The sequence below is a fragment of the Campylobacter sp. MIT 99-7217 genome (assembly GCF_006864365.1).
Lineage (GTDB): Bacteria > Campylobacterota > Campylobacteria > Campylobacterales > Campylobacteraceae > Campylobacter_D.
The window spans coordinates 60,026-72,987 of sequence record NZ_QHLJ01000003.1; the positions used below are offsets into that span (position 1 = coordinate 60,026).

17 protein-coding genes are annotated in these 12,962 nt (G+C 33.3%); 1 reads left to right on the plus strand and 16 read right to left on the minus strand.

Annotated elements, in window-relative coordinates; all coding sequences use genetic code 11:
* Position 1: 1 nt before the first annotated feature.
* The 12 genes from DMB92_RS03320 to DMB92_RS03370 all read right to left on the minus strand — a co-directional run bounded on the left by DMB92_RS03320 (position 2) and on the right by DMB92_RS03370 (position 9,407).
* A complete protein-coding gene (locus DMB92_RS03320) occupies positions 2 to 586 on the minus strand; it encodes a LysE family translocator (RefSeq protein ID WP_142681641.1) in 585 nt (194 codons plus the stop codon).
* The gene (locus tag DMB92_RS03325) at positions 583 to 909 is read right to left on the minus strand and encodes a branched-chain amino acid transporter permease (protein ID WP_142681642.1); all 327 of its coding nucleotides are present in this window, start codon (positions 907 to 909) and stop codon (positions 583 to 585) included. The genes DMB92_RS03320 and DMB92_RS03325 overlap by 4 nt, the downstream gene beginning before the upstream one ends.
* The gene (locus DMB92_RS03330) at positions 899 to 1,582 is read right to left on the minus strand and encodes an AzlC family ABC transporter permease (protein ID WP_185900153.1); all 684 of its coding nucleotides are present in this window, start codon (positions 1,580 to 1,582) and stop codon (positions 899 to 901) included. Before DMB92_RS03330 ends, DMB92_RS03325 begins: the two co-directional genes overlap by 11 nt.
* A 136-nt stretch (positions 1,583 to 1,718) precedes the next feature.
* Positions 1,719 to 2,051: a chaperone NapD gene (locus DMB92_RS03335; protein ID WP_142681643.1), complete on the minus strand. Its 333-nt coding sequence runs from the start codon at positions 2,049 to 2,051 to the stop codon at positions 1,719 to 1,721.
* 11 nt (positions 2,052 to 2,062) lie between these two features.
* On the minus strand, positions 2,063 to 2,986 hold the full coding sequence (locus DMB92_RS03340; RefSeq protein ID WP_142681644.1) for a WD40 repeat domain-containing protein: 924 nt from the start codon (positions 2,984 to 2,986) through the stop codon (positions 2,063 to 2,065).
* Entirely contained in the window at positions 2,986 to 3,555 is a 570-nt protein-coding gene (locus DMB92_RS03345) for a nitrate reductase cytochrome c-type subunit (protein WP_142681645.1), read from the minus strand. The genes DMB92_RS03340 and DMB92_RS03345 overlap by 1 nt, the downstream gene beginning before the upstream one ends.
* Positions 3,548 to 4,333: a quinol dehydrogenase ferredoxin subunit NapH gene (gene napH, locus DMB92_RS03350; RefSeq protein ID WP_142681646.1), complete on the minus strand. Its 786-nt coding sequence runs from the start codon at positions 4,331 to 4,333 to the stop codon at positions 3,548 to 3,550. The genes DMB92_RS03345 and napH overlap by 8 nt, the downstream gene beginning before the upstream one ends.
* A complete protein-coding gene (gene napG / locus DMB92_RS03355; protein WP_142681647.1) occupies positions 4,333 to 5,079 on the minus strand; it encodes a ferredoxin-type protein NapG in 747 nt (248 codons plus the stop codon). The genes napH and napG overlap by 1 nt, the downstream gene beginning before the upstream one ends.
* 5 nt (positions 5,080 to 5,084) lie before the next feature.
* Entirely contained in the window at positions 5,085 to 7,862 is a 2,778-nt protein-coding gene (napA, locus tag DMB92_RS03360; protein ID WP_142681648.1) for a periplasmic nitrate reductase subunit alpha, read from the minus strand.
* A 379-nt stretch (positions 7,863 to 8,241) separates the two neighbouring features.
* Positions 8,242 to 8,799, minus strand: coding sequence for a DJ-1 family glyoxalase III (locus tag DMB92_RS03365; protein ID WP_142681649.1), 558 nt, complete (start codon positions 8,797 to 8,799; stop codon positions 8,242 to 8,244).
* On the minus strand, positions 8,796 to 8,936 hold the full coding sequence (locus DMB92_RS09150) for a hypothetical protein (protein WP_185900154.1): 141 nt from the start codon (positions 8,934 to 8,936) through the stop codon (positions 8,796 to 8,798). Before DMB92_RS09150 ends, DMB92_RS03365 begins: the two co-directional genes overlap by 4 nt.
* A 3-nt stretch (positions 8,937 to 8,939) precedes the next feature.
* Complete coding sequence (locus DMB92_RS03370) at positions 8,940 to 9,407, minus strand: tRNA (cytidine(34)-2'-O)-methyltransferase (protein WP_142681650.1); 468 nt, start codon at positions 9,405 to 9,407, stop codon at positions 8,940 to 8,942.
* A gap of 96 nt (positions 9,408 to 9,503) precedes the next feature.
* On the opposite strand from DMB92_RS03370, the gene DMB92_RS03375 reads away from it, so the two are divergent.
* Positions 9,504 to 9,905, plus strand: coding sequence for a pyridoxamine 5'-phosphate oxidase family protein (locus tag DMB92_RS03375; RefSeq protein WP_142681651.1), 402 nt, complete (start codon positions 9,504 to 9,506; stop codon positions 9,903 to 9,905).
* 4 nt (positions 9,906 to 9,909) lie between these two features.
* Here the strand turns inward: DMB92_RS03375 and DMB92_RS03380 are convergent, their stop codons facing one another.
* Genes DMB92_RS03380 through flgB form a run of 4 tightly spaced genes read right to left on the minus strand, consistent with a single transcriptional unit; the run spans position 9,910 to position 12,928 of the window.
* On the minus strand, positions 9,910 to 11,688 hold the full coding sequence (locus tag DMB92_RS03380; protein ID WP_142681652.1) for a peptidoglycan D,D-transpeptidase FtsI family protein: 1,779 nt from the start codon (positions 11,686 to 11,688) through the stop codon (positions 9,910 to 9,912).
* Positions 11,689 to 11,690: 2 nt separating this feature from the next.
* Complete coding sequence (gene fliE / locus DMB92_RS03385; protein WP_142681653.1) at positions 11,691 to 11,987, minus strand: flagellar hook-basal body complex protein FliE; 297 nt, start codon at positions 11,985 to 11,987, stop codon at positions 11,691 to 11,693.
* 4 nt (positions 11,988 to 11,991) lie between these two features.
* Complete coding sequence (gene flgC / locus DMB92_RS03390; protein WP_142681654.1) at positions 11,992 to 12,486, minus strand: flagellar basal body rod protein FlgC; 495 nt, start codon at positions 12,484 to 12,486, stop codon at positions 11,992 to 11,994.
* Positions 12,487 to 12,496: 10 nt separating this feature from the next.
* On the minus strand, positions 12,497 to 12,928 hold the full coding sequence (gene flgB, locus DMB92_RS03395; RefSeq protein ID WP_142681655.1) for a flagellar basal body rod protein FlgB: 432 nt from the start codon (positions 12,926 to 12,928) through the stop codon (positions 12,497 to 12,499).
* Between the last annotated feature and the right edge of the window lie 34 nt (positions 12,929 to 12,962).

Here is a 12,962-nt window from a genome sequence, read left to right on the forward strand (position 1 = left end):
CTCAAGAAAAAAGATCATACATCATAAAACAAGCAAGCAAGAATACGCAAAAAGCACTGAATTTTGTGAGCATGCCTATGTATTTTAAAAGAAAGATACGAAAAGCACTTCCTCCTAAAGCATAAGTGCAAAGTGCTACAAATTCGATAAAAAGTATACTCACACAAAGCAAAATAAGGCTAAATTCTTTTAAAAAAGGAGGAAGTAAAGAAAGTATAAAAATCCATGCTTTTGGATTTGAAACGCTAGCCAAAAAGCCTTGCAGAGCCAAAGAGAATTTGTCTTTTGGGCTGAGCTTCATTTCTTTAAATTCTATCCTTTTTCTAAAAAGAACAAAGGCTGTATAAAATAAAAACAATGCTCCACAAAATTTAAACACCCAAAATGCTAATTTATATTCTAAAATAAAACTAGCCCCAAAAGCACAAACTAAGATGATGATGAAAATACCAAACAACTCTCCACTCATCATCCACAAAGTCTTTTTAAAACCTATGCTAAGCCCTAAAGATAAAGCAAGACTCATACAAAGTCCGGGCAGAAAAGAAACAGAAGCAAAGCTTAATACAAAAAGTAAAAAGCTCACCCAAAAATCCTACTTATCGCCATGTAAAAGATAATGCCTAGAGAAATACTTATCAAAGCACTTTTAAAACAAAGCTGCAATACTAAAGTAAAAATGCAAGAAACAAGGACAAAGACTAAGGTTTGAGTGTGAGAAAAATCATAAATAAAAAATGTATAAAAAACAAGAATAACCATGATGACTAAAGGCATATTCTTTTGTATAAAAACCAAATTTTCACCCTCTTGCTTATGCTTAAAAAGTAAAAAAGGTAAAATTCTTGCTCCATAAGTTGCTATATAGCCCATTAGAAGTGCTAGAAAAAAGTATTTTTCATCGAACATAGTTTTTCCTTATAAGCAAATACACAAGTGCTATACTCAAACAAGCAAAAAGCATATAAGCTTTTGCTATAAACAAAAAACCAAAAAAGCCAATAAAAAAGGCTATAAAAAGAATTTTTGGATTTGGATTTTGTTTGTAAGCATCGTAAGCAAGCACGATAAAAAGAGCACTTAAACTAAATTCTATCCCTGAGTAATCAATATCAATATTGTTTTGAAATAAAAATCCAAGAAAAACTCCAAAAAGCCAATAACTTTGATTTAAAAAACAAAGTAAGGCATAATACAAACTTCTCTTATGTTTGTTGCTTACTGATTCAAAATCTTTTTGATAGGTGCTTAAGAGTGCAAAACTTTCATCTGAGAGAGAAAAAATAACATAATGTCTTAAAAAATTTAAATTTTTTAATTCGCTCAAAATCGTAAGCGTGTAAAAAAAATGCCTAAAACCAAGCAAAAATAAGGTTATAAAAATACCAAGCAAGGTTTCATTTGCCACGATGAAAGTAACAAGCAAAAACTCAGCCGAACCAGAATACACAAAAAAAGAAATCATTAAGGCTTGATATATGCTAAAATGATTACTCGCAGCAAGTATACCAAGTGCCATTCCAAGCGGGATATAAGCAGTCATTACAGGTAAGGTAAGTTTAAAGAGTTTTAAAAAATTCACAAAATTGACCTCAAGCTAAGCTTTTTTGAAATTTAGGATTATAACAAAAAAAGTTCAAATAAAAAATACTTTTCAAAAAGTTTGCACAAGAATTTAAGGTAGAATATAAAAATCGTAGATATTTAAGCCTTAGAAATTAATATTTTTGAAAAATATTGCCGTAATATTCTATATCTTCAGCATCCTTTTTCTCATCAAGTCTTTGCTCTATATCAACTTTTCCAGCTTTTTGGATCTCATCATCAAGATCTTGATATGAAAAAACCATACTCACACTGATGGTGTTTTTGATTTTTTCAAGAGCCTTAAAGGCTTTTAACTCCTCATCTAAACTCTCACTTTCTATCAAAACAATGATCTTTTCATCTTCTATAAGCTCTACACTACACAAATCAATACTTGAAATAGCCTCTAAAACTCTTTCTTGATCCTCTTGTTTAGCAACAACCAAAGCACTTGAAATATTCACTAATTAGCTCCTTATCTATCAAAGATGAGAATTTTATCATGAAAGCCCGCTATCAAAAATGTATTCTCGCCCATAAACAAAACAAATTCTACCATAAAATTTACATTTTCAGCCTTAAACAAGGGCTTAAAATCTTTAGTATCTAAAAGCTCAACAACTCCAGCTTCATTATCTGCGTAAGCCAAAACTTTAGCATTTTCATTTAAGGCACAAGCATAGATAAGAAAATTTTTTTGCAAAAAACTTTCTTTTCCATTTTTAATAAGTCCTATTTTTCTATCCGTAGAACAACTTATAAGAGTGTTGTTTTTTATATCCACTTGATAAATTCCATCTTTGTGATTTTTATCATAGTTAAACTCAAGTTGCCATTTTGGTATATCAAAAAGTTTAACCTCTCCACTTTCAAAACCGGTAACAAGCTTTGTTCTATCCTTACTCAAAGCCGCATCATTTAAACTAGAATGAGAAAATTTAAAGCTTTTTATTTCCTTTAGATCTTTTAAATTTAAAAGCTTAATATCTGAGCTCAAAAGCGCTAAGAGAATGGTATTTTCATCAATAAAAAATGCTTTTTTTACACTATCAAAATCAAGCTTTTTACTTGTAAATTCTTTAGTCTTTAAATTTAAAACACCTAAATTTAAGCCACCAAAATCACCGCTAGAAACAATGAGGAGTTGGTTATTAAAAATATCTAAACTATAAATTTGAGAATCAGCCTTATCATCGTAGTAATTTTTTATATTTTGGAGGGCAAAAATTTCTTTTAACTCCTTTTTTTCAGTGTCAAAACTTAAAATTTCACCCTTTATAGTGCCTATGAACAAAAACTTACCCTCAGAATTTAAGGCTGTTAAATTTGAAGGTAACTTCAGTTCATAAGCAAACAAAAATAAAGAAAAGCAAAGAAATGTCAAGCATTTTCTTAGCATTAATTCACACCTTCATTAATAACATCAATTAAATTTGACTTATTTTTAAGCGTTGCGTCATCAAAAACAGGTTTAAAGGTGTTACCTACTAAAGGTTTTGCATTGCTTTGAGGTACATGGCACAAGGTGCAGTTAAAACGGGTATCACTAATCACATCTCCTGTTGATTTATTTGCACGAAAATCAAAATAATGAGTTGCAGGCATAGCCGTAGCACCAACTTCAGTAGCAAGTTCTTTTACATGGCAAGATAAACACATATTGTTATCTTTTGTGATAGGCAAAAGTCCATCTGTGCTATGTGGTATAAAAGGTGGAGCATTTTCAAAAGAGCGGTCTATCACTTCAGCCTCGCCCGGTGCAAGTGTGGTAAAGCTTGATTCTGGTAAAACAACTTCTTCCCTTGCTAAATCACTTCTTCTCAAACCAATATCAACATCACTCACTCCAGCTTCTGTTTTTATCTCTTCGCTGGTAGAGGAGTTTGTTTCCTTTGTACTGTTATCTTTGCATGCAACTATAAAAAGCATAGCAAAAATACCAAGTCCAACCAACATCTTCTTAAACATTTTTTCTCCTTATATCAAAAATACTAAACTCAAGTGCATCATCATCGCACACTTCTATACAGCGACCACAACGAATACACTCTCCTGAAAGAACATTTTTTTGTTCCTTGCCAATATGAGCTAAAACCTGTCTTTCTGGACAAATTTCAACACATTTAAAACATTTTGTGCATTTTGAAAGATGATATCTTACCTTTAAAAGAGCATATCTTGAAATAAATGCATAAAATGCCCCAAGTGGGCAAAAATGCGAACAAACAGCTCTTGAAGCCAAAAAAGCATCAATTACAAAGATAACAAATCCAACAAAAGCCCAAGAAAAACCGCCAAAAATCACGCCCCTTTGAACTATTCCTATATAAGAAAAAGCTTCAAAGACAGGTTGACTTAAAATAAAACTTAAAACAAGGGTAAGTATAAGAATAAGATATCTCAAATTCTTACTCAAAATAATAAATTTCGAAGCCCTAAGTCCCATCTTTTGACGGACAAAGGAGGCAAAATCTGTGATGAGATTGATAGGACAAACCCAAGCACAAAAAGCCCTTCCTAAGAAAATTCCATAAAGCAAAAAAATAAGCAAAGCTCCAGCCAAAAGACTTAAATCTATGCTTAAACTTGCTAAAAAAATTTGAAGCGCAGCAAAAGGATCGCTCAGTGGTATAGTATTAAACCAAAGCGAAGAGCTTAAATTGCCCATAACTAAAGCACTAGGAGCAAAGGCAAAAAGTGCTAAAATAGCAATTTGAACTATTCTTCTAGCGATTAAATACCTCATTATAAATCTCCGTCATTAAGATATTGGGTAGCTTTTTTGCTATCAAATTTCTTCTTCGTTGAACTTTCTTTTAAACGATTTTCATCATCTCTATCCCAACCCTTGATATAGTTATCTCCAGCCTTACCTAAGACATAAGTTCTTGGCAAAACTCGTATAGCTGGTTCTTGTGTGATACATGCAAGCTCACAAAGTCCACAACCCACGCAAACTTCATGATCCACCACAGGAAGCAAAAGAGCATGTTTTGCTGTGCGTTCGTTTCTCTTTGTTTCGATTTTCAAAGCCCTATCTATCAAAGGACAGGCTCTGTAACAGGCATCACATTGTATTCCCCAGTGCGCAACACAACTTGCACTATCAACGATAGCTATACCCATTTGCAAAGACTCTATACCCTTATCTGGTGCTAGATGTTTATTATCCAAAGCATTTGTAGGACATTCTTTTATGCAAGGAATATCTTTACAAAGATAGCATGGAATTTTTCGTGCCTCAAAAAAAGGTGTTCCTGTCTTTGCTGCATCTAAAACAGAAGCGAGCTTTAAAGTATCATAAGGACAGGCATCAACACAAAGCCCGCAACGAATACAAAGAGATAAAAATCTCTCCTCGTCCTCAGCTCCGGGTGGTCTTAAAAAATACTCTTCCTTTGCCTCTAAAGCTAGACTTGCTAAAAACGATGCACCTCCGCAAAGGCACAAAGTTTTGAAGCTTGTCTTAAAAAAATCTCTTCTGTTCTTCATTTTTATCAAACTTTCGTAATTTTAACAGCACACTTTTTAAAATCAGTTTGTTTAGAAAGCGGGCAAGTTGCATCTAAAGTAACCTTGTTGATATAAACATTTTCATCAAACCAAGGAACATACACAAGCCCAACCGGTGGAGCATTTCTACCTCGCATATCAACACGAGCTTTTATCTTACCACGACGAGATTCTACCCAAACTTGATCATTTTGACTTAAACCAAGCTTTTCGCAATCTTTCTCATTCATATAGCAAAGTGCTTCAGGTACAGCTCTGAAAAGTTCAGGTACACGCATGGTCATCGTTCCACTATGCCAATGCTCTAAAACCCTACCTGTACTTAACCAGAATGGATACTCTTCATTTGGTCTTTCAGGTGCTTTCATGAATGGACGGAAGAATATCTTAGCCTTATTTTTGATACTATGAGCTTCTTCTTGCTTAGGTCCTAATAAATCTCCATTTGTAAGAGCCTTAGCAAAGTCTCCATAGAAAGCAAAATCGGAATTAGGAGCTGCTTTTTTAGCATAATAATCAAATCTTGTATTAAATCTCCACTGAGTTTCTTTACCATTAACCACTGGCCATCTCAAGCCTCTAACCTTATGATAAGTATCAAAGTCAGCTAAATCATGTCCATGTCCAACGCCAAATTTGCGGTACTCTTCCCACAGATATTTTTGGATAAAAAAGCCATATCCTGTGAATTCCTTACCATCACTTCCTATAACCTTTCTTTCATCGCCATTAACTTCGGTATTATCAAAGCCTTTCATCACGGCATCATTAGCAACAAATTTTTTCGCTTCTTCATTTGCAAAAAGCACATCATAAAAAGTTGCTTCTTCGCTATAACCCATAGCTTTAGCTTCTTCTAAGACGCTTGGCAAAGTAAGTTTATCATCAACCTTAGTTTCACCCCAAAAATCTTTAATTTTAAATCTTTTTGAAAGTTCGACCATTTGCCAAGTATCACTCATTGCTGAGCCTACAGGTAAAACTTGTTGTTTCCAGTGCTGTGTTCTTCTTTCAGCATTGCCATATGCACCCCATTTTTCATAAATCATAGCAGTAGGCAAGATAAGATCAGCTACCTTTGCTGAAATTCCCGGATAAGAATCACTCACAACGATAAAATTATCCATTTCTCTAGCTGCTGCTATCCAGTGATTTGCATTAGCAGTATTTTGCCAAGGATTGTTAACTTGAACCCAAGCAAAAGTGATCTTACCATCTTCTAAATCACGCATGATTTTAAGATAAGGTGCACCCGGTTTTGGATTAAGCGTTTTTGCAGGAAGTTTCCAAATTTTTTCTGTGATTTCTCTGTGTTTAGGATTTGCCACAACCATATCAGCAGGTAAGCGGTGAGAAAAGGTTCCAACTTCTCTAGCTGTTCCGCAAGCACTTGGTTGTCCTGTAAGAGAAAAAGCACCATTACCCGGTTTTGCTTGTTTGCCAAGTAAAAAGTGGATCATATAAGCTTGCTCATTTACCCAAGTTCCTCTTGTATGTTGGTTAAAGCCCATAGTCCAAAAGCTTACGACTTTACGATTTTTTTCTATATATAAATTTGCAAGTTCTTGAAGTTTTTTCTTAAAATCCTCAATACTTTCGTTATCATCGCCCTTTGCAACCTGTGCAACATAGTCTAAGGTATAAGGCTCTAAGCCTTTTTTAAACTCTTCAAAACTGATTTCCCAGTGTTTGTCAGCTTCATTTTGGTGGGTCATCTTGAGTTTATCGCCAGCCTTTACGCCAAGATAACTAAGAGCTGCAGCCTCTTCCTCATCAAGAGTAATTTCGTTTTCTTTTGCAACGGTGTCTTTTTCACTTTCTTTAAATTTAGGGTGATTTGGATTAGCCCTCATACCATAACCTATATCAGCATAGCCTGTAGTGAAAACACAGTGTTCCTTGATAAATTTCTCATCCATAGCTTCTGGGTGATTATATACAATTTCCCTTGCGATATAATTCCAAATGGCTAAATCTGTACTTGGTTTAAAGATGATTTCAGTATCAGCGATATGTGAAGTGCGGTTTGAAAAGGTACTTAAATTTACAAGTTTTACCTTGTCAAGATTGCTAAGTTTTCTATCACTCACACGGCTCCAAAGTATAGGGTGCATTTCAGCCATATTTGCTCCCCAAGTAATGATAGTATCAGTAAGTTCGATATCATCATAACAGCCTGATGGTTCATCAACACCAAAAGTTTGCATAAAGGCAACAACAGCTGAAGCCATACAGTGTCTTGCATTTGGATCGATATTATTTGATCTAAATCCACCTTTTATAAGTTTAACAGCGGCGTAACCTTCTTGGATAGTATATTGACCACTACCAAAGATACCAATGCCTTCAACACCTTTTTCTGCTATGGTTTTTTTGATTTGTTTTTCCATTTCATCAAAGGCTCTTTGCCATGAAACTTGTTTAAATTTACCTTTTTTATCAAATTCTCCCTTATCATTTACGCGGAGTAAAGGCATAACAAGTCTATCTTCTCCATACATAATCTTAGCATTAAAATAGCCTTTAATACAATTTAAGCCACGATTAACAGGAGCTGATGGATCTCCTTTTACGGCAACTATTTTGTCGCCTTTTCTAGCAACCATAATTCCACAGCCTGTTCCGCAAAATCTACAAACGGACTTGTCCCAACGCCAATTTTCCTTTGTTTCATCTGCCATAACAGAGCTAGGAACACTCATACCTGCAACACTTGCTGCACTTGCAATAGCGGTATTTTTAATAAAATCCCTTCTATTCATACCTTTCTCCTATCTCTATAATTTAAAACAATAGTATTCTACTCATTTAAACTTAGTTTAAAATTAAATAAGAACAATTAAAAAACCCTTTTTATAGGTTATTTAAGGCTATATTTATTCTTTTAATGAATAATATTTGCGATATATTTTTAAATGCAAGACATATACTTAAGATTGCTATAAATTAGATATTTGAAGCAAATTTATATCGCAAACATATAAAACACTTTTTAAAAACACTTTTTAATAGAATTTATCATTTATAAAATATTTAATTATCCAAATAATTCTCTCAATAAACAATAAAATTTTTTTCATTTTTATAGCTTTTTTGAGAGTGTTTATATCCAAAAAAGCTACAATCTACTTTGTTTAAAAATTAAGCTTTGATCAAAGGTATCAAAAGCTCTTTATGAAGTTTATTGTAAGTATCTTCGCCACACAAATACCTTACAAGTTCAAGTGCAAACAAAGACGCGGTAGCAGGACCTGCTGAAGTGATGATATTTTCATTGATAACAACAGCTTTTTCAAGCCTTGTTCCCTTTAATCCTTGCTCACAGCCCGGATAACAAGTAAAATTTCCACCTAAAACCCCTGCTTCATGAAGCACGATAGGCGAGGCACAAAGTGCACTAACAAGCTTTTTATCCGCATGCAAATCCTTAATAAGCTGTAAAATTTCCTTACTCTTTTTAAGATTCATCATGCCATCATAACCCCCTGCTAATGCTATACCATCGAGCATTTGTGCGTTTATACTAGATAGTTTTACTTCTGCTTTAATGATGATATTATGTGCTCCTTTTACTAAGAAATCATCATTTAAGGTAGCGATGATCACCTCAAGTCCTGCCCTTCTTAAAATATCCACTATGCTTACAAACTCAATTTCTTCAAAGCCTGTTGCAAGCGGAGCTAAGATCTTTTTGCTCATTTTTTATCCTTTAAATTTTTGTATTTTTCTTCTCTTTGCTTATTTTTTTCTAGCATTTGTTTATTAAATCCTATCACAAAAAATGCAATCAAAGCAATAAATAAAGCCGTGATAATAAAATCCAAAAAATTTTCCATAAACTACCTTTGAAAATCTTGATAATTTTGCCTTAAAGCCTCATAAGAAACTATACCCACGCTTGTAGCTAAATTTAAGCTTCTTCCGTAGCTTTTCATAGGGATAGTAATGGCATTTTCAAATTTAAGCTGCATTAAAGACATGGGCAAGCCATAGCTTTCGCTTCCAAAAAAAAGAAAATCGCCCTTTTTAAAATGAGCTTCAAAAAAAGGCTTTGAACTTTTCGTTGTTGCGAAAAAAAATCTTTCTAAAAATTGTTTATTTTTTTCCAAAAATTCGTCCAAACTTTCCCAAATCACAGGCTTAAGTTTAGCCCAATAATCAAGCCCTGCTCTTCTAACGGATTTTTCATCTATATCAAAAACTATGGGCTTTACTATATGCAAGGTAAAGCCCGCATTATAACACATTCTGCCAATACTTCCTGTATTTTGTGGGATTCTTGGAGAAACCAAAACGATATTAAACATTTTTAAGCCCTTTAAAGCAAAAATTATATCATTTTTAAATGATATTACGCATAAATTTTGATAAAATTAGCATTGATAAAAATTTAAGGATATATAATGAATAATGACTTGCAAGAACTTTCTTCCTTTTTAGAAAAAAATAGTATCCAAATTTTAAGTACAAGTGTTCAAGGTATCCCTCATTCTCGTCCCATAGGAAGCTTTATGCTTGCTTTAAATAAAATTTGGTATTGTATGAACAACGATAAAACAATGTTTCAAGAGCTTATGGCTAATCCTGAAATTTGTATTTGCGTTTGTGCTGATGATTTTTCTTGGGTAAGGATAAATGCAAAAGCTGTTTTTGAGGATAATAAAACCATAAAACAAAGCTATATAGATAAAGCAAAAACTCGTTTTGAAGATGCAAATGATGAAAAATTTAGTGTTTTTTATCTTGATGAAATTCAAGCAGAACTTAGTATAAGAGGTGTAAAAAGAAAGCTTGAGATATCTTAAAAATTTATTTGATAAGCTCTATAAAGCCCTCTTGCACTAAAATATCTATCACATCTTTAAACATGGGCAAGGCACTTTGTGCTGCATAGTAGCTATAAGGTTTTGTTGGATTTCTTACTAAAACGCCTATGGTGTAAGAGTTTTTGCCATCATTAACAAAGCCAAAAAATGAAGCATTATGGCGATTTGAGGTATATCCTTGTCTTTCGGCTATCCTTGCTGTCCCTGTTTTTCCACCTATGATAAGCCCTTCTGTATAAGCCTTTCTTCCTGTTCCTTTTTTTATGGTAGAAATTAGAAGCTCTTGCATAATCCTAGCTGTTTGAGTGGATAAGATTTTCTCAGGTTTTGTATCGTTTAAATCAGTCCATTTTCCATTTTGATAAAATTTATCCCCAAGTCTTGGAGAGATATAAAAACCATCATTATTAAAAACATTATATGCTGCTAAAAGTTGAATAAAAGTTGTTTTTAGACCGTATCCATAGCTTAAAACAGATTTTTCAATTTCTCGTATTTTTTTAGGATTTGGCAATTCTCCTTTTTGCTCATAAGGAAGATCTATGCCACTTTTTTCACCAAATTTAAAAATTTTAAGCCCTGAAATAATCTCAAAATTATTCAATCTCTTAGCAATTTGTATCATACCTATATTTGAAGAATATATCATAATCTCCTCAGGACTCATTTTTGTAGCTGGGTGATCATCTTTTATAGTAAATCGTCCAAGCTTGTAAGCACCATTGTAAGTGTTAATACTCTCATCAAATTTAATCTTATTTACACTAAGAGCTGTGGCAAAGATAAAGGGTTTGATGACAGAGCCAGCCTCATAGCCATATTCTATGGCACTTGCATTAAGGACAGATAAGTCTTTACCGCGATTTTGTGGATCATATCTTCTTGAGCTTGCCAAAGCAACAATCCTACCCGTCTTACTTTCCATAACAGCAGCTAAAATTTCATTTGCCTTTAAATCAGCATTTTTTTTATCTATGGCTTTTTCTATGTTTTTTTGAAGTCTTAAAGATATGTTAATGTGAAGATTGCAACCATCAATCTTTCTTTTTTCAACTGAGTTTAAATTTAAAATGATATTGCCACCTATATCTTTTAAGCCTTGAATTTTTCCGTTTTGAAAGGCTAGCAAACACTCATCATAATACTTTTCCAAACCCTTCACGCCAACATTTTTAAGGATTAGGTTTTCTTCATCTAAAACACTTCTAGTATAACCTAGTGCAGGAGTTAAAGAATCAACGCCCATATAAGTGCGATCTTCTTTGTGTTCTATCACGCTAAGTCCTCTTGTTTCCACCTTATTATTGCTATTAGTAAAAGCTTTAAAAAAGCCTTGAACATAAAGCTTTTTAGCAAGCTCTCTAAGATAGCTAGCATGTTTTGAATCTAAATTTTGCAAGAGAATAAAATTATAAGATTTTGGTTTTTTAACGCTCATTCTTTTTTTAATATCTTGCATTTGGGCTTCGCTTGCCCCGCTATAAATTTGAAAAAGTTTTAAAAACAAATCAAGCTTGTTTTTGTTTATGCTTCTAAGATCGATCTCTGCTCTAAAAATTTCCTTAGAACTTGCAACTATAAAATTATCTTTTGTGATAATACTTCCCCTTAAAGCACTATCGTATTGGTCTTTTTCTGTGTTTGGGATATTGCGTTTTGAGGTAAGAAAAAAAGTAGAACTTAAAAAAATAAGCATAAAAAACACAGCCATAATAAAGGCAAAAGCAACCTTAGAGACTCTGTTCTTGCTTGTTTGAGGCATTATTAAATTTGTGTTCTTGTGATTTCTTTATAAGCGTTAATAGCTTTATTCCTCACTTCAAGCATAAATTTCATACTACTTTCAGCTTTATTTATGGCAATTGCTGCTTGATGCAAGTCTTTAACCTCACCGGTAGCAATATCTGCCATAGCTGCTTCTCCAGCCTTTTGGGTTTGATCTAGATCCTCGATAGAACCTTTTAAAAGCTTTGCAAACTCATCGCCTATGTTATTGTTATTAGAAGATTTATTTACATTGCTGGTATTTAAGCTTTGTCCTATTTTGTTTATTTCATTCATTTTCTTAACCTCTTAGTAATTCAATAGCACTATTTGCAATCGCTTTAGTATTATTAAAAGCTGCAACATTTGCTTGATAAGCCCTAGTTGCCTCTATCAAATCAGCCATTTCAATAACCGGATTGATATTTGGATAAGCCACATAACCCTCAGCATTCGCATCTGGGTGGCTTGGATCATATTTCATACGAAATTCCTTATCATCACGAACAACCTTATCAACAACAACACTCATAATACTAGGATCGGCATTTTTTTGTGCATCTTTATCATTGAGTGGGTTTTCGTATTCTAAAAGATTGTTATCTTCTTTAATTTGTTTGTTTAAAATTTCATTAAAATCAGTGGCTTTAAAAATAACCTCTCTTCTTCTATAAGGACCACCCTCAGCTGTTCTAGTTGTATTTGCATTAGCTATGTTAGAGCTTATAACATTAAGTCTAAATCTTTGAGCGCTAAGCCCATATCCACTGATATCAAAATCACTTAAATATGCCATTTCCTACTCCTTAACTAAGCTTTGAACTTGCATCAATGATAGATGTAAAAATGCTACCTTGTTTTCTTAAAACCCCATCAAGTGCTGTAACCATAGCAGTATTTTTACTCATCTCAGTTGTTTCCACATCAAGATCAACCGTATTAGCGTCATTTCTTGCTAAATGTCCATCTCTTAGATAGATAATAGACTTATTTGGATCTGGAAATTTCCAAGGCTCTTGATGTTTTTCACTTGTTTGTGCCATTTGAAGTTCTTTATTATCTTTTCTTTTAAAAATTTCATCAGCTCTTTTAACTAAAGCCGTTTCAAATTCTATATCCCTCGCTTTATAAAATGGAGTATCAACATTTGCAAGGTTTGAATTTATGAGCTGATTTCTTAAATTTCTCCCAGCTAAAGCTGAGGTTACAAGCTCTTTTGACTTAAATGGGTTGATCATTTTTGCTATCCTTAAAAATATCTTGACTACTCTC